Here is a 22,408-nt window from a genome sequence, read left to right on the forward strand (position 1 = left end):
GCCCGTCACTCACCAGGCCCGTCACTCACCAGGCCCGTCACTCACCAGGCCCGTCACTCACCAGGCCCGTCACTCACCAGGCCCGTCACTCACCAGGCCCGTCACTCACCAAGCGCGCCACCCACCAAGGTGGTCACTCACCAAGCCCCACCCCACCGAACCGATCGGACCCCGCCCAATGCTCGAATGGCTCTCCGCCTTGCTCACCGGGTTGGCCATATGGCTGTGGTTCTCCCCCCGAACCCCAGCAGAGCGCCTCTCCCGACTACGTCCGCCAGCCAAGCCCAAGCCTCAAGAGCCACATCCACACCAGCAAACGCAAGCGCGCACTGACGAGCCACTCTGGCAAGATTCCCCACCAACCGGAATCACCCGCAAGACGATCACCATCGCCACTTGCACCGGCCTGTTCACCGCACTCCTGATCGGCGGCATCCCCGGAACCATCGCCGGCCTCCTGATCACCCCAGCCGCCGCAGCCTTCCTCCACAAGAAACAACCCCAGCAGACCCACCCCGACCGCCGCCGAATCGCGGCCGACCTCCCATTCGCCGCCGACTTGATGACTGCATGCCTGCTCGCCGGCCGCCCGGCGAGCGACGCCACGGAAATCGCCGCCAACGCGATCGGCGGGCCCCTCAGCCAACGGCTGAAATGGGTCAGCACCCAACTACGCCTGGGCGCCGATCCTGACCCCACCTGGGCCACGCTCGCCAAGGACCCAGCCACGGCCCAACTCTCCCGAGCCATGAGCCGAGCGGCTCAAAGCGGCGCACCGGTAGCGGACGTACTAACCCGCCTGGCCGACGACGCCCGCGAAGCAGCCAAAGCCGATTCCGTCGCCTCAGCCAGAAGCGTCGGCGTAAAAGCAGTAGCCCCGCTCGGCCTCTGCTTTCTCCCGGCATTCGTCCTGCTGGGAATCATCCCCGTAATAGCCGGCCTGGCCTCCACAATCATCATCCCCTGAAGCTCCTACACTTCCAGAACAAGCTGATCAGGAAGAGCCGTAGAATCACCCTCGCCAACCCCGGACTCGCGAAAATCAACCCTCAACATCAAGTCCGCCCAGCACATCGGAAGAAAGCCCACACAACCCCACCCTCTTCCGAGTTCCCCGGACCACGGGGTCGCTGATCACCAATGAGGGGTAACACCTGCGGCCCAGCAGCAAGCCTCGCGATCGAGGAACACAAGGCCATCCAGACAAACGACCACGCCAGGCCGCCTCACGCCACCCACCGGCATCGAGTCCTCACCGAGGCAGCGACCGCCGAAGAATCCTTCCAGGCCAGCGCGCCGTCGCATGGGCAGCCGACCAAACGCAACCACCCCCATATCGGGTATGGCCTGAGCTTTCAGTGCAGGTCGGAGAGATCAGGCCAAGCTGCATGCAGGTTCGGCGAGCGATTGAGTCTGAATCCTCAGCCGATCACTGCGCACGATCGTGAGTGGGGTCTTTGCAGCATCGTGGTCGGTGGGATGCGAAGTGCTCGTTCATATGCCGTCGTAGAGCTGCCATCTCGTCGCCCTCGCTGCCAAGAGCGGCGAGGTCTTGTCTTATCTCGATCTGGACGTTGCTGATCTCGGCCTTCAACTGAGCCATGCTGGTCGCGGTGCCGTCGTTGCCGTGGCACTGGCCCGCTTTGAGCGTGCGGAGGTGCAACAGCAACTCGAGGATCTGTGCCTCTAGGTCCATGAATTCCTGCCTTTGTGCCAGCTCAGACGGATTGTAGGGTCTGGTGACGGGCCGGATTTGACTGTATGAGCACACGATGACAGAAAGCCCACGCCCATGGCAGTCATCGCTGGTAGCAAGGGTGGAGTTCTTCATGCGCAAGCTGATGTTGTTTCTCCCGCAGGAGATAATCGGACACCGCAGGTGTGGACGTAAATAGGCCCATGACCGGCGGAAGCGGAGAGAAGTGACGAATTCGTAGCCTGGCGGCGTATCGAAGATCCACAACAAAAAGGGTCTGCGCCGGATACGTCAATGAGCAAGAGGCCCATCCGCCGAAGACCTCGCCGACACCTTGAAGACCGGTCTACGCGGAAAACCGACTGGCACATCGTCGGTGGCGAGGCAGGGCGGATCTGACCGATGTAACAAGCGGCAGCGTTGGAGCGGCCGCCCGCCCACGGATCTCTGCAACGCTCTTTCTGGATGCTTCCCGCGCGTCCAACCCCGCCTCTAAGCCGCAACGACGCTTCTCGCGTCCTCTATATCGCCTTCTGGGCACTTAGCCCCGGGCTCTAGCGGCCAAACCCATCCATCTGCCCTTTTGCGCTTCTTCCCGCACAATTAACACCCCTCTGGACGAGCAACTCGTTCCTCAGGGTTCTCTATATCTCCGCGCGTCTACCCGATGCCGCTCCTGATGAGAGAGTGCCGTCGTTGGGCCCGGGCAACGCCGTCTCCAGGGTCCGGGCAGCGCCGCGTCCGAGCACAGGCAGCACCGAGTCCGGACAGCGCCGTCTCCGGGCTCAGACAACGCCGCCGCCGAGGCACGCAACTCGTTCCTCAGGGCTCTATACGTCGCCGCGTGTCTACCCGATGTCGCTCCTGACGAGACAGCGCCATCTCCGGCCCAGGCAACGCCGTCTCCGCGGTCCAGACAGTGCCGCGTCGGAGTCCAGACAGTGCCGTATTTGGGTCCGGGCGGCGCCGTCTCTGGTGCGGGCAACGCCGTATCCGCGGTCCAGGCAGCGCCGCGTCCGAGCCTAGGCAGGGCCGTCTTCGAGTCCAGACATCGCCGCGTGGCGGGCTCAAACAACGCCGCCGCCGAACTCGCAACCCGTTGCCTGGGCTCTCAATGCCGCCAACACCGTCTCCAAGCCCGCGACGTGACCTCCAGGCCCAACTAAGTGCTCTCCGGGCCCAACCCCACGCCGTGATCCGCTCCGAGACGCTTCATCCACAAACGCTGGGCCGCGGAAACTCGTCCATCCACAGAACGCCGTTCGGTCCATCTCCTGCGACCCTGCTTCGGCCAACCTAAGGACTCCCGCCGGACAAGACCCCGGCTCCGAGCACCACCTGGAGGCACGATGCACAGTCCCGCCACCATGCCAGACGACATCAAAGCCACCCCAGAACGCAGTCACACCACATCGAGCAACAAAACAGCCGGCAAGTTCTCACTCAGCCGCATCCACATCACCCGAAGCGCCCCATCAGCCCTCAACACCGCCGCAGAGGCCACTGCTCAGACCGCCTGGCCGTCAGGGGAGACCTCGGCCAAGTCTCTGAGGGAAGCCTCGACCCCGCTCAAGATCAGCGCGAGCATGCAAAACGGATCATCCGAGCCGGCCTCGGTCGGGCTCGCCACCCGCCCCGCTCCGACGCGACCCAACCGATGGCTTCATTACGCGACGGTCAATCGTGAGCGCGGTATGTCCACAGCCGAATACGCCGTAGGCACGATTGCAGCCTGCGCCTTCGCCGCACTTTTGTTCAAGGTGGTGAGCAGTCCAGAGGTCCAGGAAATGCTGAAAGCCCTTATCGATCGAGCACTCAATACCACCACCGGATGACCGTCCGCCAAGCGCGGACCTCCCTGGGCAGGAAGCGGGCGGCATCGCGGGGCTCGGTCACGGCCGAGACCGCCGCGATGCTGCCCGCGCTCATGGTCGTCCTCGCAGCCGCGCTGTGGGCCGTCCAAGCCGTCAGCGCCCAGCTCGAGTGCGTGGACGTGGCCCGCGCGGCGGCACGAGCCGCGGCCAGGGGCGAGCCCCTCGACCAGGTCATCATCCGAGCCCGTACGGCCACCCGCCCGGGGGCGCAGGTAGCCGTAACCCGCGACACGGAAACCACAAAGGTTCAGATCACTGTAGAAGTACGACCACCCTGGGCCCAATCATTGCCCGCAGTACGAATATCCGCCGCGGCTGTCGCCGACACCGAGCCTGGATATTCCCCATAGCCACAGGCAAACGAGCCCGGCAGGCGAGGAGGTCCCCATCAATACTAAAGAAAAGGGCTCAGCCACACTCTGGGGCGTAGCTCTCATGGGTCTTCTGATGGCGGTGGCCACGGCGTTCGCCACGCTGGGCTCGGTACGCGTGGCACGCCATCGCGTAAACAGTGCCGCTGATCTGAGCGCCCTTGCCGCGGCCAAACTAGCGATAATAAATCCAGAAACCGCCTGCGCCCGAGCCGCTACTCTGGCCAGCCAGAACGGCGTGAAGTTGGCCCAGTGCAAAATCACTGACGAAATCGCCGATGTTTGGACCTCGCTGTCGATCTCACTACCGGTATTAGGCCCCCGTACGCTCATGGCCAGATCTAGGGCCGGTCCAGCGGAAATGGCTCCTTGATCGTCGTCGGTGGCGTACACGCCTGGTGATCAAGCGCGCATGCCGGAAAGCAGGAGAAACAACGGCACGCGACGCCGCCGCGCCAACTCATCAGCATCCCCAGCGAAGCGATCCTCGAAAGGTGCACACTCGCGCAGCGAGGTCAGCGAAAATCCTGCCTTCGTGAGCGCGACAACATAATCCTCTACAGTGCGGTGGAACCACGTGACGGTGCTGCCCATCCACTCCCTTTCCCGCGGTCCTTGGAGAAAGTAGTCATCCACAACCCAAGACGTTCTCTTCTCCCGAAGGCCGGAGTCGTGCGAGGTCAGAACCGGATGAACGACCGTGAGAATGATGCGTCCGCCGGGTGACAGGCATCCATGGAGGGTGGCCAGCACCGGCTCGATATCCTCGACATAGTGAAAGGCCAGCCGCGAAACAACCAGATCGAACGAAGAGGGTGGAGCGGAGAAGTCCTCGATGTCAGCCATCTCGACGCGGCCGGCCGTTCCGCCTAACGCTGTGTTGGCAGCCTCGACCATCGCCGCGGAGCCGTCCAAGCCCAGGTAGCTACGACAGCCGGCCTCCAGCAGGACTTGTCCGATGGCCGCATCCCCGCACCCGAGATCCAACACCCGAAGCCCCGCGACCTCACCCAACTCCGCCAGGAAAGCCGGTTCCTCCATCACATGGTTGGGGCTCGACACGCCACTATGCCGATGATCGAGGTACCGCCCGACGACTTGGGGTGCGTCGTAGAAGGACCCACCGCGCTTGGTTCCAGTCACGGCCTCGAAGTGTAGATCGGTGACCCTGTCGGAGCCCTCGTTGCCGAGGATCTGGTGGCGGAGGGTGGGGCGGGCTGGCTGGCGTGGGAGCTAATGGCGAAGGAGGGAGGTGGGTGGGTGGGGAGTCGGGCGCGAAGATGAGGTCGGTGTTGTCTGAGGAGCAGGTGGCGAGGGCCGAGATCGCTCTCGGTCTGTGCTTGAGGTCGTCTGTGCTTGAGGTCGTCTGTGCTTGAGGTTGTCAGCGTCTGAGGTTGTCAGCGTCTGAGGTCGGTCTGTGCCTAGGGTCGGTCTGTGCCTAGGGTCGGTCTGTGCCTAGGGTCGGTCTGTGCCTGGGGTTGGTCTGTGCCTGGGGTTGGTCTGTGCCTGGGGTTGGTCTGTGCCTGGGGTTGGTCTGTGCCTGGGGTTGGTCTGTGCCTGGGGTTGGTCTGCGTCTGGGGTCGGTCTGTGCCTGAGGGCCGCTTCGGGTGAGTTGCCCCGCGTTGCGCCTTCCTTGTCGCGTTCGTGAGCCGTCGACCGGGTGTGCTTCGCTGGCGAATGGGTGGCATGGTCTTTGGGGCGTAAATGTGGTGAATGGCGACATTTCGGTTGATGTGAAACGCGCGAATGAATCGACTGATTGGCCGAAAACGGGTGTGGCGGTTGGGGATTGCGGGGTTAGGTCGCGATCCCGTCACGAGTTCTTAGACGTGGTGTCCAAGAGTTGTGTATGTACCGTAAGGTTCCGCTTACCCTCAGTCCATGCCCTATGTGACAAGGCGCCTGTGAGCGCCGGAGCGAAGTCGCTAGGGTGCGGGGAGGGGGACGGTCGGTGACCGTATCGGCCGGGCGGACTGCACTTCCGGTCGTCGCGTGAACGCCCCAGGGTGGTCAGGCGGCGCGAGGCTCTCGATGGAGGGAAGCGTCGTGACGGTAGTCGGCAGAGTGGTGGCCACAGGGATGATCGTGGCCGGCTCCATCGCGCTTGGCGGGACCGCTCAGGCCGCCGCGGTGACCTGGCGGGCCGACACGTCCGGGCAGATCACCTCGCCCGCTGACGGCCAGGTGCTTTCGAGCTCGTCTGTGACCGTTTCCGCGCAAACAGGCGTGATACAGCTGACCGTGGGCCTCTACGTCGAGGGGCCCTCCACGCCCAGCCAGAAGGTCGCCGGAGGGGGAGCGAGCCAGACGATCTCCGGCACGTTCGACGCCGGCAACGCCCCGAACGGGACCTTCACCGTGACCCTCAAGGGAGAGCTCACGGGGAGCCAATACGCGAGCAGCACGTTCAAGCTCCGGCGGCCGCCCGGGGCGCCGGGCAACGTGAACGCGACCCGGCAGGGCAGCGCCAAGGTCCGGCTGACCTGGAGCAAGGGTTCGGAGCCCGACCTGCAGTCGTACGAGGTCTCCAACAGCCAGTCCGGCATCGTGGGAAGGTTGCCCGCCGACAGCGCGTGCGCCGGGTCCACGTGCCAGGCGGTGCTGGCCGTGCCGGCCAAGGCGAAGGGCCAGAAGGTGGGGTTCACGGTCAAGGCGTTCAGGGGTGACGGCGACGGCGGGTCGATCGGGTCTGGCAATTCGGCCGCCGCGTACGTCGCCTTCCCCGCCGCGCCGACGCCCACGCCGACGAAGAAGAGGACCACCGGCACCCGGACCCCGAAGACCACCAAGAACGTCGACCCGCTCCCCACGCTGCCTGCCAAGAGACAGACCCTGCCGACGACGAAGCCGACGACACACAAGCGGACGACAGCCAAGCTTCCGGAAATACCCGACGCCGACCCGAACGGGAACCTGCCGATCCCCACGGCCGACGAAACGGGCGGTCTGCGCCCATCTGACGTGAAGGGTGGCGCGGACACCGCTCCCGTCCAGCCCGACGTGAAGGCGCAGTCGAGCGAGTCACCGATCGGGAACCTCGGCCAGTACGGCCTCTACGTCGCAGCGGGCGTCCTCCTGTTGCTGTTCGGCGCCCATGCGGGGGCCTGGGCGCGGCGGCGGGCGCTCGCCACGGGTGAGAGCTCCACGCCTGGTACGACGGCAGCGGCCACGGGTGTGAGCACGCCGCCGGTCGGCGGGGTTCAGGCCGCTCACGCGAACGAAAGCGTTTCGGTCACCACGGCCCCGCCCCGGCGGCGGCCCGCCGTGATCCTGGCCGTCGCCAAGACTCGGGTTCCCGATCAGTCCCGGGATCAGCGGCCGGTGTCGGATGAGAGTTCCGAAGGGGTGACTCCGGAACGGTCGTCGGCACCGCCCGCGCTCGACCGGAAGCGTGAGGAGGCCTCCGCCGCGTTCGGGGTGGTGGAGGAGGTGCGAGACGTCCCGGAAACCCGCCAGGGGCCCGTTCGCATCACCTTGCCCAGTTCCGCGGTCACGGATGTCCCCAAGCCCGATGTATCCCCCGTTCGGCCCGCCGCGCGGATGGAGGATCGCTGGGACGATTATCTGCCGCCGTCTCCTCGGTCAATGGAGGACAGCGGATTCTGGGAACGTCCGCAGCCGGGGGCGGCCGATTTCTGGTCCGGCGAAGATGATGACAAGGGTGAAGGCGAGGAACGCGCCTTTGTGGGTCCTCGGCATAGGGACGGCGAAAGCTAAATCGGCTATTTGATTCGGCTTATCGATCGACCGGGTCCGAGGTCTTGGTTGGCGTGCGATAGCGCAGGTGGAGACGGGTTCGGGGCGCTCGGGATGGCAGGTCCAGAGGGTCGCGGGGTGCTCGGGACAGCCGCTCCGGAGGGGTTCCAGGTGATCGGGCTAACGGGTCCGGCGGACCCGCTTTACGGGCGGCAGGCGCTTGCTCGCGCGGGAAAATGAGCGCCAGGTGACGCGCTCTCGGTGGCAGTTCTTGTGTGGATGTCTTGGCGTTTTACTGAGAAGACAGCAGGGTGTTGAGGAGGCGGACGGCGCCTCGTTTGTCGAGGGGTTCGTTGCCGTTGCCGCATTTCGGGGATTGAATGCAGGAGGGGCAGCCGCGTTCGCATTCGCATGAGGTTATGGCTTCGCGTGTGGCGGTCAGCCACTCGGCCGCACGGGCGTAGCCGCGTTCGGCGAAACCCGCCCCGCCCTCGTGGCCGTCGTACACGAAAACGGTGAGCAGCCCCGTGTCGGCGTGCAGTTCGGTGGAGACGCCGCCGATGTCCCAGCGGTCGCAGGTGGCGAAGAGGGGGAGCAGGCCGATGGAGGCGTGTTCGGCGGCGTGGGCGGCGCCACCGAGGTCGATGCCCGCTTCGGCGAGCGGCGCGACCGCCGAGGCGGGGAGCGTCCACCAGACGGCGCGGGTGCGGAGGGTGCGGGGTGGCAGGTCCAGGGGCTCGTCGCCGAGCATCTCGCCTGATTGGAGGCGTCTTTTGAGGTACGAGACCACTTGCCGGGTCACCTCCACCTCGCCGAAGTGGAGCGTGCCTGGGCCCAGGGGATGGGAGCGCTGGGTGGCGAGGATGGAAATGTCGGTGATGTCGCGAGCGAACGTCGTGAAATCCGGGGTCGCGCCGGACACCAGGGCGACTCCGGCCTCCAGGTCCAGAAGCTCCACCAGGAAGGTCTCGCCCTGATGGAGGTAGACCGCGCCCGTGTGCACCGTCGTGTGCGCGGACGGCTCGTCCACGCTGCCCAGGAGGCGGCCGGTGGACGACTCCACGACCTGGATGGGAGCGCCTCCGCCGCCTCGGATGTCGGCGAGGTCGGTGGCACGCTCCCGCCTGGTCCAGAACCAGCCCGCGGGGCGCCTCCTGAGCAGCCCCTGGGAGACCAGGTCATCGAGGACCGTTGAGGTGGTGGTGCCGAAGATGGGCAGGTCGTCGTCGGTCAGCGGGATCTCGGCGGCCGCGGCGCAGAGGTGGGGGCCCAGGACGTACGGGTTGTCGGGGTCGAGGACGATCGCCTCAACGGGCTGGCCGAACAGGGCCTGGGGGTGGTGGACGAGGTAGGTGTCCAAGGGGTCGTCCCTGGCGATCAGCACGGCGAGCGCGTCCTGGCCGTCGCGGCCCGCCCGGCCCGCCTGCTGCCAGAGGGAGGCGCGGGTGCCGGGCCAGCCCGCGATCAGCACGGCGTCGAGGCCTGAGACGTCCACGCCGAGTTCGAGGGCGTTGGTGGTGGCCAGGCCCATGATCGTGCCGGAGCGGAGGGCCTTCTCCAGGATCCTGCGGTCTTCGGCGAGGTATCCGGCGCGGTAGGCGGCGATCTTGTTGGGGAGGTCGGTCCAGTCGGGCTGGGCGGGGGCGTCTGGGAGTGCCCACCTGAGGGAGCTCTCCGAGGCCGGGGCGGCTGCCGGGCCCTCATGCTTTGACGTGCTGACCGCCGGGGTTGTCGCGGAGAGTCCGCTGGTGGTCCGGGATGGTTCCGGCGTGGCGGGGCCTGTCGGCTCGGCTGTGCCCGGCTGGTGGCTGAGAGCGGGATCCGCTTCCGGCTGGATGGCGCGGGCTGGTGGTTGGTGGTGGGTGGTGAGGTCTGCTTCCAGCAGGCCCGGCTGGGTGGTGTCGGCTGTGCCCGACCGGTGGTTGAGGGCGGGATCTGCTTCCGGCGGGGCCGGCTGGGTGATGCGGGGTGGCTTCGCTGCGTCCAGGTGGTGGTTGAGGGTGGGGTCCGTTTCCGGCGGGGTTGTGTTCGGCTGGCGGGGGGTGGAGGGGCGGGGGTGACGGGTGGAGAGGGAGAAGGCCACGTCGGCGAGCTTGGCGCGGGCCGTCAGGGCGACCGTTTCGGCGCCGCGGCGGGAACGTACGAAGGCGAGTGTGCGGACGTCGGCCAGGACGAGGTCCGCCAGCAGATCCGCCGCCTCCGCCGTGGCCGTCCGCCGCACAGGAGCCCCTCCCTCGCCCCGTAGCTCGGTCAGGGGCGGCTCCCACAGCGCGATGGTGGTGGAACCCTTGGGTGAGGCGTCCACGGTCACCTCGTCCATCTCAAGCCCCGTCAGCCTCATCCCGAACGCGCCCGGCTCGCTGGCGGTCGCCGACGCGAGCAGGAACGTGGGACGCGAGCCGTAACGGGCGCAGACGCGGCGCAGGCGGCGCAGGATCTGCGCGACGTGGGAGCCGAAGACGCCGCGGTAGCCGTGGCACTCGTCGATGACGACCATGCGCAACCGGCGGAAGAACGAGGACCACTGGGCGTGGCGGGGGAGGATGCTGCGGTGCAACATGTCTGGATTCGTCAGGACGTAGTTGGCGTGCTGGCGCACCCACGTACGTTCCTCGAACGGCGTGTCGCCGTCGAAGCAGGCCGCGCGGAGCTGGGTGATGCGCAGCTCGCGCAGGCCGCGCAGCTGGTCGGCGGCCAGGGCCTTGGTCGGGGTCAGGTACAGGATCGTGCCGCCGTCGAGGCAGGAGGCGACGGCGGGAGTGAGGTACGCCAGCGACTTCCCCGACGCCGTACCCGTTGAGATGATCACGTTTCGGCCACGGAATGCCAGGTCGGCGGCCTCGTACTGGTGAGGCCAGAGTCCTGTCACCCCGCGGTTCGCCAAGCGCGTAACAAGTACTTCTGGCGTCCATTTGGGCCATCCCGCTTGACCCGCCCGACGTGCTGGAACATGCTCCACATGGGTGACACGCTCATGACGTGCGGGAACACCGAGCAGGTGGCGGAGGAGTGGACCCGCCTGTTGTGGGGAGGATGCGGAGGAAGTCACTGTTTCCAGTCTTGCATCGATGGGCAAAGTCGCCGGGAATCGTGATTTCGTATAGACACAAGCCAGACGCATGGTTGAATGCCGCGCGTCAGGGTCGGACGATCTGGGGCCACGCTCCAGATTGCCAGTCCCAAGAGAGTAGTTTCGCAGGCGAGGCGCTGGAGGATCTGTGGATCTGAAGTTGGATCACCGCACCGAAGACCGACTCACCATCGTGGAGGTCGAGGGTGAGATCGATGTCTACACGGCGCCGAGATTGCGTGAGCTCCTCATCGACCTGGTGAACAAGGGCAACTTCCACCTGCTCGTCAACATGGAGAAGGTGGATTTCCTCGACTCCACGGGCCTTGGCGTCCTGGTCGGGGGGCTCAAGCGGGTTCGTGCGCACGACGGCTCGCTCGAGCTTGTCTGCACGCAGGAGCGCATCCTGAAGATCTTCCGGATTACCGGTCTGACCAAGGTCTTCGGGATCTACGCTTCGGTCGACGAGGCCAAGGAAGCTCACGGCAAAGACAAGTAGCATGGCTACCGTCGAGCTGACGTTCAGCGCTCTTCCCGCCCATGTGCGGACCGCGCGGCTGGTGGCGACGGCGATCGCTCGCCGCACCGGCGTGGAGGAGTCCCTGTTGGACGAGGTCAGGCTCGCTGTGGGTGAGGCCTGCTCCCGGGCAGTCGAGGCGCACCGCGTCCACTGTCCGGGCGAGCCCATCCGCATCGAGCTGCGTGACGACTCCGGGCGTTTCGAAGTCACGGTCAGCGACCAGGCCCCCAGCGATGAGATCAAGCAGGAGCAACCCCTCGATCTGGGCATGCTCTCTGACTCGTTCATGTCAGGCTTCGGCCTTGCGGTCATCGAGGGCCTGGCCGACGACGTCGAGATCTTCCCCAGCCCGAAGGGCACGAACATCCGCATGAGCTGGCCCGCGACCGCCAAGGTCTGAGCGGGCTCCGCCGTCCCGCCTCGTTCCGCCGGGCGTCCCTTTGTGGCGCCCGGCGTGCGGCCGTTCTGTGATCAAAAACCCCATCTTGTACGGCGGAGCACGGGCGGCGCCACCCGCCGCACGTGGCTGAGCGCCTCCAGGGAGACGCCCGCTGACCCGCACGTGGCCGGCCACCGTCACGGCGCACGGGCACCGTGGCTTCCGCCTTTCGCCGGCCCGACGGGGCGAGTGGGGTTCGTGGAGCGGAGTCGGCCTTACTGGTGGCCCCGACGGGCAAACCGGGTTTGTAGGCGGGCTGTCGCGTGGGGTGAGTGGGTTCGTGAGGCGGAGTCGGCCCTACGGGTGGCCGCGACGAGCGGTCGGAGTTCGTGGGCTGGCTGTCGCGCGGGGCGAACGGTTCGCGGGGAGGCCGGTCCTATGGGTGGGCTTAGCAGGCGGGCAGGCGGACAGGCGGACAGGCGGGTTCGCGGAGTGGGCGGGTTCGTGGTGGGGCGGCCGCGTGGCAAGCGGGTTCCCGAGGCGAGCGGCCCTGCGGGATGCGACGAGGCTGGCCATAGCGCGACGGCCACTCCGAACGAAGGCCTCAGCGCGTGGACCGGCTCGTGGGGCTGACACGCCCATGGCATGGACGGTCGTATGGCGTGAGCATGCCCGTAGCGGGGCGGCCAGTGGGGGAACATGTCCCCGGCATGGACGGTCATATGGCGTGGACGGTGGTATGGGTGAACACGCCCGTGGCGGTGGGGCGGTCGTATGGCGTGCAACACGCCCGTAGCGTGGGGCGGTCGTATGGCGTGGACAAGCCCGTGGCGTGGGGCGGTCATGTGGGGTGAATGAGCCTCTCGCGGGAACGCGGCCGCGGTGTGGGTGGCCATGTGGGTGAATGGGTGCACAAGGCGGACGGTGGTTCCGGTCGTCGCGTGGCGGGGCCCTCGACGGGGGCGGTGGGCGATTCCGGTCGTCGGATGAGGTGTGGTTCGCGGCGTGGGCGGGCCCTCGATGTGGCCTTGTTCACGGGGACCCGGTGGGGTGGTCGCGGGTAGGGGGCCCGCGTGCCGTGTCCTGGGCGGCGGTGCCGTGGTCGGGTGGCGGTGGTAGGTGGCGGTGACCATGGTGGGCGGTCGTTTCGGTGGTCGGCCTCCGCCTCTCAGGTCCCTCCAGCATCGCTCCAGGCGGCCCAAGTTTCGGTCCGTCACTATCCAGAGGTTTTCATGACCTTAAACCCGGGGAAATTTCGCCTGTCAGGCCGCAAACCGGCCCGCTGTCAGGGGATTACTGGACGCGCGCACAAATAGCCACCTCGAGAGCCTTCATATCCGTTCAGTGCCTGCGTAGACTCCCGGCACCGGCCAAGGTGATCCGGCGGAACGCGGATTCAACCGGAAGCGGCACCCACAACCCGGATGGTGCCGCAACACCCGCCGAGGAAAACTGCAGCACCGCCCGGGCAGGACGACCGGTCTTGCCGAGGAGAACGATGAGCAGGCACATGCTGGCAGCGGAGCCAGCGTCCAATCTGGCCCTGAGTGGAAACAATCTCACCATCGTGATCGTGGTCGCCGCGGTCGCACTGATCGCACTAGCCGTCGCCGGCGGCCTGGTGCGCGAAGTGCTGTCCGCCGGCCAAGGCACGGAGCGCATGCAGAACATCGCGCGTGCCGTACAAGAAGGCGCCGCCGCTTATCTGGCGCGCCAGTTCCGCACATTGGCGATCTTCGTCGTCGCAATACCTATCCTGTTGCTCCTACTACCGGGGGAAACGGACGTAGTCGTCGGACGTTCGATCTTCTTCGTGGTTGGTGCGGTTTTCTCCGCGCTGACCGGGTTCATGGGCATGTGGCTGGCCGTGCGCGGAAATGTCCGTGTCGCCGCCGCGGCCAACGATTCGGGCGAGAAGCGCGCCATGCGCATCGCGTTCCGCACCGGCGGCGTGGCCGGGATGTTCACCGTGGGCCTCGGCCTGTTCGGCGCGGCCGTGGTCGTGTTCATCTACCAGGGCAACGCCCCTGGCGTGCTCGAGGGGTTCGGGTTCGGGGCGGCGCTGCTCGCGATGTTCATGCGAGTCGGCGGCGGCATCTTCACCAAGGCCGCCGACGTCGGCGCCGACCTGGTCGGCAAGGTCGAGCAGGGCATCCCGGAGGACGACCCGCGCAACGCCGCGACCATCGCCGACAACGTGGGCGACAACGTCGGTGACTGCGCGGGCATGGCGGCCGACCTGTTCGAGTCGTACGCGGTCATGCTGGTCGCCAGCCTCATCCTGGGCAAGGTGGCCTTCGGCGAGCAGGGGCTGGTCTTCCCCCTGATCGTCCCCATGGTCGGCGTGATCACGGCGATCATCGGCATCTTCGTCACCGGAATGCGCGACCGCGACCGCAACGGCATGTCGGCGATCAACCGCAGCTTCTTCATCTCGGCCGCGATCTCCGCGGTGCTCGTCACCGTGGCCGCGTTCCTGTATCTGCCCGACAGCTTCAGCGGCCTGACCGGCGCCACCGAGCAGTCCGACGCCAACCCGCGGCTCATCGCCATCGGCGCGGTGCTCATCGGCCTGGTGCTGGCCAGCGCCATCCAGCTGCTGACCGGCTACTTCACCGAGACCAACCGCCGTCCCGTACGCGAGATCGGCGAGAGCTCGGCCACCGGCCCGGCCACCGTCATCCTGGCCGGCATCAGCGTCGGCCTGGAGTCGGCCGTCTACTCCGCCCTGGTCATCGGCGGCGCGGTCTACGGCGCGTTCCTGCTCGGGTTCGGGAACGTGACGATCGCGCTGTTCGCAGTGGCACTGGCGGGCACCGGTCTGCTGACCACGGTCGGCGTCATCGTCTCCATGGACACGTTCGGGCCGGTCTCCGACAACGCCCAGGGCATCGCCGAGATGTCGGGCGACGTCGAGGGCGAGGGCGCCCGCGTGCTCACCAGCCTGGACGCGGTCGGAAACACCACCAAGGCCATCACCAAGGGCATCGCGATCGCCACGGCCGTGCTGGCGGCGACCGCGCTGTTCGGCGCCTTCCGCACCGCGGTGGAGGGCGAGCTGGCCAAGGCGAGCGGGGCGGTCAAGTCCGCGCTCGGCGAGTTCGCCACGTTCAGCCTCAGCGTCGACCAGCCGAACGTCCTGGTCGGCCTGATCATCGGGGCCGCGGTCGTGTTCCTCTTCTCGGGGCTCGCGATCATGGCGGTCGGACGGGCCGCGATGCGCGTGGTCTTCGAGGTACGCGACCAGTTCCGCAACAAGCCGGGCATCATGGACGGCTCGGAGACGCCGGAGTACGGCCGGGTCGTGGACATCTGCACCCGTGACTCGCTCCGCGAACTGGCCACGCCCGGTCTGCTGGCGGTCATGACGCCGATCGCGGTCGGGTTCGCCCTCGGGTACGCGTCGCTGGGCGCCTTCCTCGCGGGGGCCATCGCGTGCGGCACGCTGATGGCCGTCTTCCTGTCGAACTCCGGTGGCGCGTGGGACAACGCCAAGAAGCTGGTGGAGGACGGTCACCACGGCGGCAAGGGCTCGGAGGCGCACGCCGCCACCGTCATCGGCGACACGGTCGGCGACCCGTTCAAGGACACGGCCGGGCCTGCCATCAACCCGCTGATCAAGGTGATGAACCTGGTGGCGCTGCTGGTCGCGCCCGCGGTGGTGCTGTATGCGGGCAACCCGGCCCTTCGGATCGGCGTCACGGTGGTGGCGGTGGCCGTGGTGGTCGGGGCCATCGTGGTGTCCAAGCGGCGCTCCGTGAGCACCGAACCGGCCAACAACGACAACCGCGAGCACCAGCCCGTGGCCTCGTAACACGCCGCAATACCCTGGAGAGACGCCCGCCCTACTGCGTAGGGGCGGGCGTCTCGTCTTTCCGGGCTCCTCCGGGCCTTCGGACGTCCGGGGCCGCTGGTCGTCGGCTCCTGCGCTGGGCGACGCGGTCGAGGGTGTCTCGTCGGGTGGGATGAGGTGTGGCGAGGGGATGAGGTGGGGGTGCTGTGGGGCGCGGACGTCGACGTGGGAACTGGCGGGACGAACGGGATGCGGGCGGATCGGGTGGGGTGTGATCGGCTCGTCGGGCGATTCGGGGCCGGGCAGGTGCGGTTTGCGGCGCGTGGACAGTGGGCGTCTTGGTGGCGGGCGTGCCGGGGTGCGCCGGGTGCAGGCGTGCCGGGGTGTGCGGGGTGAAGGCGTGAGGGGGTGTGCGGGGTGTGCGGGGTGCGGGCGTGCCGGGGTGTGCGGGGTGCGGGCGTGCAGAGGTGCGGGCTCGGCGGTGGTGGGGGCGTGCAGGGGCACGAGGGCGATGGGAGGGTGTGCGCGGCGTCTTGGGTGTGGTGGCGATATGCGGGGTATGTGCTGCGCGGCGTGCGGCGGGTGCAGGTGCATGGGCCTGCGGGTTGCGGACCCGGCGGCAGGGGACGGGGTGGTGGGGGTGAAGGCGGGAGTGGGGGCGGGGTGGCTCGGTGGGAAACTGGGCGCGTGAAAGGTGACAAGCAGCCCAGCGGTGGGAAGACCCTGGGCCTCATTCTGCTGGGGATGCTCGTCATCCTGGCCGTGATCGTCGGGCTGGCCGTCTGGGCCTCGAGGACGGGGTGATCTGGTGCGGACCTTGATTGTGCTGCGGCATGCGAAGGCCGCCCACGTTCCCGGGCTGGCCGATCGGGAGCGGCCGCTGACCGGGCGGGGCGAGCGGGACGCCAAGCGGGCCGGCGACGAGATACGGGCGGCCGGGCTCAACCCGGACGTCGTGCTGTGCTCGCCGGCGCTCAGGACCAAGCGCACCGCCGAGATCGCCTTTCCCGAGGCGGAGATCGGCTACGAGCGGGACATCTACGAGGCGTATCCCGATGAGCTGCTGGAGCTGGTCCGCCGGGTCGATCCCGAGGCGAGCACCGTGGTGCTGTGCGGGCACAACCCGGGCGTGCACGAGCTGGCCGTGGGGCTGGCCGGAGGGGAGTACGTGTTCCGGCCGGGCGCGTTCGCGGTGATCGAGGTGGAGTCCGACTGGGATGAGCTCTGGATGGGTGAGGGGCGTCTGGTGACGCTCTGGGACCCTAAGGAGCAGGAGGGCTGAAGAACACCAAGGGGCGTGTGAAGGCCCGCAATGGACACGAAGGCTCAGGGCAGAGGCTCACAGGGGGCGCGGAGACCCAAAGGGCACCGAGGCCCTCAAGAAGCACCGAGGGCCCACAGGAGTGCCGAGGGCCCACCAGGGGGCGCTGGAGCCGGCTGGAGGGCTGGAGGGCCCATCCTGGGGCCCCAGGATGGGCATTGCCGGGTGAGGGTCAGCCTGCGGTGAGGGTGGCGCCGTCCTCTGCGTCCGCCGCCTCCACCTCGTCCCTGGAGATCCCCAGCAGGTAGAGGATCGAGTCGAGGTAGGGGGTGTTGACCGCCGTGTCGGCCGCCTGCCGCACCACCGGCTTGGCGTTGAACGCCACCCCCAGCCCGGCCACGGCGATCATGTCGAGGTCGTTGGCCCCGTCCCCGATGGCCACCGTCTGCGAGATCGGCAGGCCGGCCTCCTTCGCGAACCGCTCCAGCGCCCGCGCCTTACCCGGCCGGTCCACGATCTCGCCCACGACGCGACCGGTCAGCCGGCCGTCGATGACCTCGAGGACGTTCGCCGCCGAGTAGTCGATCCCGAGCTCCTCCACGAGCCCGTCGGTGATCTGCGTGAACCCGCCGCTGACGATGGCGAAGCGGTAGTCGAGCCGCTTGAGCGTGCGAACCAGGGTGCGGGCGCCGGGCGTGAGCACGACCTCCTTGCGCACCTCCTCGAACACCTCGGCCGGCAGCCCCTCCAGCAGTGCCACCCGGCGCCGCAGGGACTCGGCGAAGTCGAGCTCGCCGCGCATGGCCTGCTCGGTGACCTTGGCGACCTCGTCCAGGCAGCCGGCGTGCGCCGCGAGCAGCTCGATGACCTCGCCCTGGATGAGGGTCGAGTCGACGTCCATGACGATCAGCCGCTTGGCGCGCCGCGACAGGCCGGTGCGCTGCACGGCCACGTCCACCGCCAGGACGGCCGCCTCGGCCGCCAGTTCGACCCGCAACGAGCTGGGGTCGGCGCCGGAGACGGACAGTTCGATGCAGGTGACGGGCCATTGGGCGAGGCGTTCGATGCGGTCGATGTTCGCGCCGGCGGCGGCGATGCGCCCGGCGATGCCCGCGATGGCGGCGGGCTGGAGCGTGGCGCCCAGCACGCTGACCGACAGGCGGCCGCGGCGGCGCTGCTCCTTGGTCTGGGAGCCGGTGGAGAGCTCCACCTCCATGCCGAGGTCCTCGGCCACCTGCTCGACCGCGGTCCACATGGCGCCGAGGGTCGTGCCGGTGCCTGTCGGGGGGCCGCCGGCGTACGTGACGAGCACGCCGAGCGTGAGCCGGCCGCGAATGACGACCTGTTCGATGTCCGCCACAGTCACCGGAAAGGCAGACAGAACGGAGAAAAGCCGCGAGGTGACGCCGGGCCGGTCGGGGCCGGTCAGGGTGATCAGGAGGCTGCGCTGGTCCACATCCAGCCACGGTACTGCGCCCGGCCCGATGCTCGCGAAGCAGGGCGGGCATTCGGGCGCGGGCGCGACCGTGGCTGTCCTGGCAGGTGACGCCTAGGTGAACGTCCTGCGGACGTACGGACAACATTTCATCGGCCGTAACGTTCCAAGGGACGCGAAGAGCGTCGGGTTAGCGGACGATCTTGGTCTTGACCGTCTTCACGTAGCCGTGCTCGGGGATGCCGAGCCGGTCGAGCTCTTCCTTGCTCATGTTCTCCATGCCCGTCTGGACGTCGTAGGAGATCACGCCGAGCTTGGCGATCTGCGTGCCGGTCGCCGTCTTCTTGAGCTTGGTCTCGAAGATCAGGGAGATGGCGTCACCCTTCTCCAGGACCTTGGGCAGGAAGCAGAAGAAGGCACGGCCCTCGAGCCCGCACTCGGTGCCCTTGACGCTCGAGCGGTACATGATCCGCCTGAGGTCGACCCCCTTGGGGAACTCGCCGCCGACAAAGTAGGCGTCGGCCTGGTAGGGCCCCTTGTTGGTGGCGATGATGCCGAAGTTGAGCTTGCCGCCGGCCTTGGCCGTCTTGGCAGCCTTCACTTTGACGTCGAAGGCCGAGAACGGCTCGCCGGCGGCCGTCGTGGCAGAGGCGGAAGCCGGAACAGCCGGGACAAGCAGGGCCGCCGCCAGCAATGCCAGCGACGCGGCCTTGGTCAGGTTACGCATTAAACGTCTCCGGTGAGGAAGTGGTCACGGGGAGGCGTACACACTTGAAGCCCCCGTAAATGCCCGCTGTTCCTATCATGTTGGCAAAATCTATGTAAAGGCTATTTCTTCAGAATCAAGTGCGTGTCACCGAACTCGTGCCACAGATATGCGTTCTGTAGCGCCTCCCCGTAGGCCCGCGCGAGCGCCGTCTCGCCCGCGATCGCGGTCAACATGAGCAGGTGGCTGGAGCGCGGCTCGTGCAGCCCGGTGATCAGCCCCGTGACGGCCCGTACGCCGCTCTGAGGCGTGACGATCCGCCTGGTCCACCCGGCGGCCGCGCTGACCAGCCCGTCCGCCCCCACGGCCGTCTCCAGCGCCCGTACGACGGTGGTGCCCGCGGCCACCACCCGGTTGCCGCTCTCGTGCGCCAGGTTGACCAGCCGCGCCGTGGCCTCCGGCACCTCGTACCGCTCGGCGTAGGGCGGCTCGTCCTTCTCCGGCGAGGCCACCCCCGTGTGCAGGGTGATCGGCGCGATCCCGATCCCGCGCGCCACGAGCGCCGTCACCAGCTCCGCGGTGAACGGCCGCGCCGCGCTCGGCATCTCCGCGCTTCCCGGCACGGTCGCGAACACGGTCTGGTACGCCTCGATCGGCCAGTCCCCGCTCACGTACGAGTAGCGGATCGGCGCCCCGTGCGCCCGCAGGTACGGCTCCACCTCCTGGTCCAGCGACGCCCGCCACAGACGCGGCGTCTCCCGCTCGATCAGCCGCAGCGTGGCCCGCCCCGGCAGCGGCAGCCACTCGCCGGGCTCACCACCGCCGTAGGGCTCGGAGGCGGTGGCGGTACGGCGGCGCAGCTCGACCAGCCAGGTGCCGTCCTCCCTGGCGGTGGAGAAGTGCACGGCCAGCCGGTCGAGCCGGACGGCCGCGGGCAGGGTCGCCGAGTTGTTCACGACGATCAGGTCACCGGGGTCGAGCAGCCCCGGCAGGTCGACGAAGTGGTGGTGCGAGGGGGCGAGGTCGCCGCGCGAGACCATCAGGCGTACCGCGTCCCTGGACATCCCCCGCGCCTCGGGCGGCTCGCTCGCCGACAGGCCCGGCGGCAGCGCGAAGTCGAGCGCGACGGTCATTGCAGGCTCACTCTGCCGCTGGCCGGACGGGACCGCACCAGGTCGTGCAGCGCCGCGGCCACCTTGGCGGGGTCGGTGGCGCCCGCGGCCTCGTCGGCGCCCACGGCGTCGGCGAGCATGCGGGTGTTCATCTCGCCGGGGTCGGCCCACCAGACCCGGACCGCGGGCTCCTCGGCCGACAACACGTTGGAGAGCTGCTCCAGGGCCGCCTTGGTGGCGCCGTAGCCGCCCCAGCCCTCGTACGCGCCCGTGGCGGCGTCCGAGGTGATGTTCACGACGGCCCCGCCCGCCGCGCGCAGGGCGGGCAGCGTGGCCTGGATCAGCGCGAGCGGGGCGGTGACGTTGGTCTCCAGCAGCACCCTGAACGCCTCCAGCGGGTAGCCCGCCAGCGGCGGCAGCGGCGTCACGCCGAGGTCGCTGGCGTTGTTGACCAGCAGGTCCAGCTCGGGTGCCGCCCGGGCCAGCCGCTCGACGTGCGCGGGCTCCGTCACGTCGCCGGGGATCGCGACGGCGCCCAGTTCGGCCGCGGCCCGCTCCAGGTCGTCCGCGCCGCGGGCGGTGAGCACGAGGTTCCAGCCGGCGCCCGCCAGAGACCTCGCCAGGGCGAGTCCGAGACCGCGGGAAGCGCCGGTGATGAGTGCGGTGTTCGTCATGGTGCCGACGTTAGGAACGCCGCGGGCCGCGCACATCGGGCCGAGGTCCCGCCGCCGCCTGGGCACATCGTCCTAGGACCATAAGCTGGGTCCCGTGACCTCCGACCGAGACGAGATCCTGCAGGCGGTGAGCTCCGCGGTGCTCGCGGTCACCCGCCATCTGTCGGTCCGGGAGGTGCTGCAGGTCATCGTACGCTCGGCGCAACGGCTGCTCGACGCCCGCTACGCCGCGCTCGGCGTGCCCGACGACGAGGGGTCGTTCGGCGAGTTCGTCGCCGAGGGCATCACCGACAAGCAGTGGGACGCGATCGGGCCGCTGCCCAGACAGCATGGCATGCTCGGCGCGATGCTTCGCGAGGGGAGTCCCGTCAGGCTGCCAGACCTGCGCAAGGACCCGAGATTCGAGTGGTGGCCGAAGGCCCACCCGGTGATGAAGGACTTCCTCGGCGTCCCGATCCGCGACGGCGACCAGGTGCTCGGCATCATCTTCCTGGCCAACAAGCGCACGCCGGGCGGCTTCACGCAGGCCGACCAGGAGCTGCTGACGCTGTTCGCCGCGCACGCGGCCATCGCGCTGGCCAACGCCAGGCTCTACGAGCGCGGGCGCGAGCTGGCCATGCTGGAGGAGCGCAACCGGGTGGCCCGCGAGCTGCACGACGCCGTGACGCAGAAGCTGTTCTCGCTCAGGCTCACCGCGCAGGCCGCCTCCGCCATGCTCGACCGGGCGCCCGAGAAAGCCGCCGCCGAGCTCGAACGCGTCCAGCGCCTGGCCGGGGAGGCCCTGTCCGAGCTGCGGGCGGTGATCGTCGAGCTGCGGCCGGCCGAGCTCGACCGGCACGGCCTGGCCGAGACGCTGCGCAAGCACGTGCGCCTGCTGGACCGGCTCCATCCGTCCCTGGTCACGTTCGAGTGCGTGGAGCTGCCGCCGGTCGACCCGGCGGTCGAGGTGGCGGTGCTCAGGGTGGCCCAGGAGGCGCTGCACAACGCGCTCAGGCACGCGGAGGCCGCGAGCGTCTCCGTGCGCCTGGCGTACGCGGATGGCAGGCTGGTGTTGATCGTGCACGACGACGGCAACGGCTTCGAACAGGCGGAGTCGCGCGGCCTGGGCCTGGTGTCGATGCGCGACAGGGCGGAGTCCGTGGGCGGGGCCATGACCGTCGAGTCGGCCCACGGCCGGGGGACCACGGTACGTGTGGAGGTGGGCGTTTGATCCGGGTGCTGATCGCCGACGATCATCCGGTGGTGCGGCAGGGGCTGCGTACGTTCCTCGACCTGCAGGACGACATCACGGTCGTCGGTGAGGCGGGCGACGGGGCGCAGGCGGTCGAGCTGGTCGGGGAGCTGGCGCCCGACGTGCTGCTGCTGGACCTGAAGATGCCGGTGCTCGACGGACTCGGCACGCTCGAACGGCTGGCCGGGTCGGCGACCAGGGTGGTCGTGCTGACGTCGGTGAGCGACCGGTCCGACGTCGGCCCGGCCATGCGGGCGGGGGCGTCGGGGTTCCTCTACAAGGACGTCGATCCGACCGCGCTGGTGCAGGCCGTGCGGTCCGTGCACGGAGGGCAGGTGTTACTGGCGCCCGAGGCCGCCGAGGCGATGCTGTCGGCGCCGGACGGCCCGCCACCGGTGCCGCTGACCGACCGCGAACGCGAGGTGCTCGCGCTCATCGCGGCCGGCCGGTCCAACCGGGAGATCGCCAGGAGCCTGGCCGTCGCGGAGAAGACGGTCAAGACCCACGTCTCCAACGTGCTGATGAAGCTGGGCGTCCAGGACCGCACCCAGGCCGCGCTGTACGCCGTACGGCACGGCCTGGGGTGAGGG

Annotated in this window: 18 protein-coding genes; 11 read left to right on the plus strand and 7 right to left on the minus strand. The window is 68.5% G+C overall.

What is annotated here, in order from left to right; all coding sequences use genetic code 11:
• Positions 1-178 precede the first annotated feature (178 nt).
• A complete protein-coding gene (locus tag ACWDX9_RS05315) occupies positions 179-967 on the plus strand; it encodes a type II secretion system F family protein (protein ID WP_449949338.1) in 789 nt (262 codons plus the stop codon).
• 462 nt (positions 968-1,429) lie between these two features.
• Here the strand turns inward: ACWDX9_RS05315 and ACWDX9_RS05320 are convergent, their stop codons facing one another.
• Positions 1,430-1,831 carry a hypothetical protein gene (locus ACWDX9_RS05320; RefSeq protein WP_449949341.1) on the minus strand — a complete coding sequence of 134 codons (402 nt, stop codon included), beginning with the start codon at positions 1,829-1,831 and terminating at the stop codon, positions 1,430-1,432.
• 1,232 nt (positions 1,832-3,063) lie between these two features.
• Here ACWDX9_RS05320 and ACWDX9_RS05325 point away from each other — a divergent pair.
• From ACWDX9_RS05325 to ACWDX9_RS05335, 3 genes are read left to right on the plus strand one after another with little or no spacing between them, the layout of a single operon-like run.
• Positions 3,064-3,531, plus strand: coding sequence for a DUF4244 domain-containing protein (locus tag ACWDX9_RS05325; protein ID WP_449949343.1), 468 nt, complete (start codon positions 3,064-3,066; stop codon positions 3,529-3,531).
• On the plus strand, positions 3,528-3,920 hold the full coding sequence (locus ACWDX9_RS05330; protein ID WP_449949346.1) for a TadE family type IV pilus minor pilin: 393 nt from the start codon (positions 3,528-3,530) through the stop codon (positions 3,918-3,920). The genes ACWDX9_RS05325 and ACWDX9_RS05330 overlap by 4 nt, the downstream gene beginning before the upstream one ends.
• A gap of 37 nt (positions 3,921-3,957) precedes the next feature.
• Positions 3,958-4,314, plus strand: a complete 357-nt coding sequence (locus tag ACWDX9_RS05335; RefSeq protein WP_449949493.1) for an Rv3654c family TadE-like protein — start codon at positions 3,958-3,960, stop codon at positions 4,312-4,314.
• A 29-nt stretch (positions 4,315-4,343) separates the two neighbouring features.
• Here the strand turns inward: ACWDX9_RS05335 and ACWDX9_RS05340 are convergent, their stop codons facing one another.
• Complete coding sequence (locus tag ACWDX9_RS05340; RefSeq protein ID WP_449949349.1) at positions 4,344-5,084, minus strand: class I SAM-dependent methyltransferase; 741 nt, start codon at positions 5,082-5,084, stop codon at positions 4,344-4,346.
• Positions 5,085-5,987: 903 nt separating this feature from the next.
• Between ACWDX9_RS05340 and ACWDX9_RS05345 the strand changes: the two genes are divergently transcribed.
• Positions 5,988-7,658 (plus strand): hypothetical protein, encoded by a 1,671-nt coding sequence (locus ACWDX9_RS05345; RefSeq protein WP_449949352.1) that lies wholly within the window; start codon positions 5,988-5,990, stop codon positions 7,656-7,658.
• 271 nt (positions 7,659-7,929) lie between these two features.
• On the opposite strand, the gene ACWDX9_RS05350 is transcribed toward ACWDX9_RS05345, so the two are convergent.
• Positions 7,930-10,446: a DEAD/DEAH box helicase gene (locus tag ACWDX9_RS05350; RefSeq protein ID WP_449949355.1), complete on the minus strand. Its 2,517-nt coding sequence runs from the start codon at positions 10,444-10,446 to the stop codon at positions 7,930-7,932.
• A 409-nt stretch (positions 10,447-10,855) separates the two neighbouring features.
• On the opposite strand from ACWDX9_RS05350, the gene ACWDX9_RS05355 reads away from it, so the two are divergent.
• The 4 genes from ACWDX9_RS05355 to ACWDX9_RS05370 all read left to right on the plus strand — a co-directional run bounded on the left by ACWDX9_RS05355 (position 10,856) and on the right by ACWDX9_RS05370 (position 16,681).
• On the plus strand, positions 10,856-11,206 hold the full coding sequence (locus ACWDX9_RS05355) for an STAS domain-containing protein (protein ID WP_043629845.1): 351 nt from the start codon (positions 10,856-10,858) through the stop codon (positions 11,204-11,206).
• A gap of 1 nt (position 11,207) precedes the next feature.
• On the plus strand, positions 11,208-11,627 hold the full coding sequence (locus tag ACWDX9_RS05360; RefSeq protein WP_350739630.1) for an ATP-binding protein: 420 nt from the start codon (positions 11,208-11,210) through the stop codon (positions 11,625-11,627).
• 1,477 nt (positions 11,628-13,104) lie between these two features.
• Positions 13,105-15,420 carry a sodium-translocating pyrophosphatase gene (locus ACWDX9_RS05365; protein WP_449949357.1) on the plus strand — a complete coding sequence of 772 codons (2,316 nt, stop codon included), beginning with the start codon at positions 13,105-13,107 and terminating at the stop codon, positions 15,418-15,420.
• 787 nt (positions 15,421-16,207) lie between these two features.
• Positions 16,208-16,681 carry a SixA phosphatase family protein gene (locus tag ACWDX9_RS05370; protein ID WP_449949360.1) on the plus strand — a complete coding sequence of 158 codons (474 nt, stop codon included), beginning with the start codon at positions 16,208-16,210 and terminating at the stop codon, positions 16,679-16,681.
• 211 nt (positions 16,682-16,892) lie between these two features.
• Here the strand turns inward: ACWDX9_RS05370 and serB are convergent, their stop codons facing one another.
• The 4 genes from serB to ACWDX9_RS05390 form a co-directional block, all read right to left on the minus strand.
• Positions 16,893-18,116 (minus strand): phosphoserine phosphatase SerB, encoded by a 1,224-nt coding sequence (serB, locus tag ACWDX9_RS05375; RefSeq protein WP_350739638.1) that lies wholly within the window; start codon positions 18,114-18,116, stop codon positions 16,893-16,895.
• A gap of 169 nt (positions 18,117-18,285) precedes the next feature.
• Positions 18,286-18,822 (minus strand): hypothetical protein, encoded by a 537-nt coding sequence (locus tag ACWDX9_RS05380; protein WP_449949362.1) that lies wholly within the window; start codon positions 18,820-18,822, stop codon positions 18,286-18,288.
• 101 nt (positions 18,823-18,923) lie between these two features.
• Positions 18,924-19,934 carry an S-adenosylmethionine:tRNA ribosyltransferase-isomerase gene (locus tag ACWDX9_RS05385; RefSeq protein ID WP_449949364.1) on the minus strand — a complete coding sequence of 337 codons (1,011 nt, stop codon included), beginning with the start codon at positions 19,932-19,934 and terminating at the stop codon, positions 18,924-18,926.
• A complete protein-coding gene (locus ACWDX9_RS05390) occupies positions 19,931-20,587 on the minus strand; it encodes an SDR family oxidoreductase (RefSeq protein WP_449949367.1) in 657 nt (218 codons plus the stop codon). The genes ACWDX9_RS05385 and ACWDX9_RS05390 overlap by 4 nt, the downstream gene beginning before the upstream one ends.
• 94 nt (positions 20,588-20,681) lie before the next feature.
• On the opposite strand from ACWDX9_RS05390, the gene ACWDX9_RS05395 reads away from it, so the two are divergent.
• Positions 20,682-21,797 carry a GAF domain-containing sensor histidine kinase gene (locus ACWDX9_RS05395; RefSeq protein WP_449949369.1) on the plus strand — a complete coding sequence of 372 codons (1,116 nt, stop codon included), beginning with the start codon at positions 20,682-20,684 and terminating at the stop codon, positions 21,795-21,797.
• Positions 21,794-22,405: a response regulator transcription factor gene (locus tag ACWDX9_RS05400; RefSeq protein ID WP_357751265.1), complete on the plus strand. Its 612-nt coding sequence runs from the start codon at positions 21,794-21,796 to the stop codon at positions 22,403-22,405. Before ACWDX9_RS05395 ends, ACWDX9_RS05400 begins: the two co-directional genes overlap by 4 nt.
• The last annotated feature ends 3 nt before the right edge of the window (positions 22,406-22,408 follow it).

The sequence above is a fragment of the Nonomuraea sp. NPDC003201 genome (assembly GCF_053590415.1).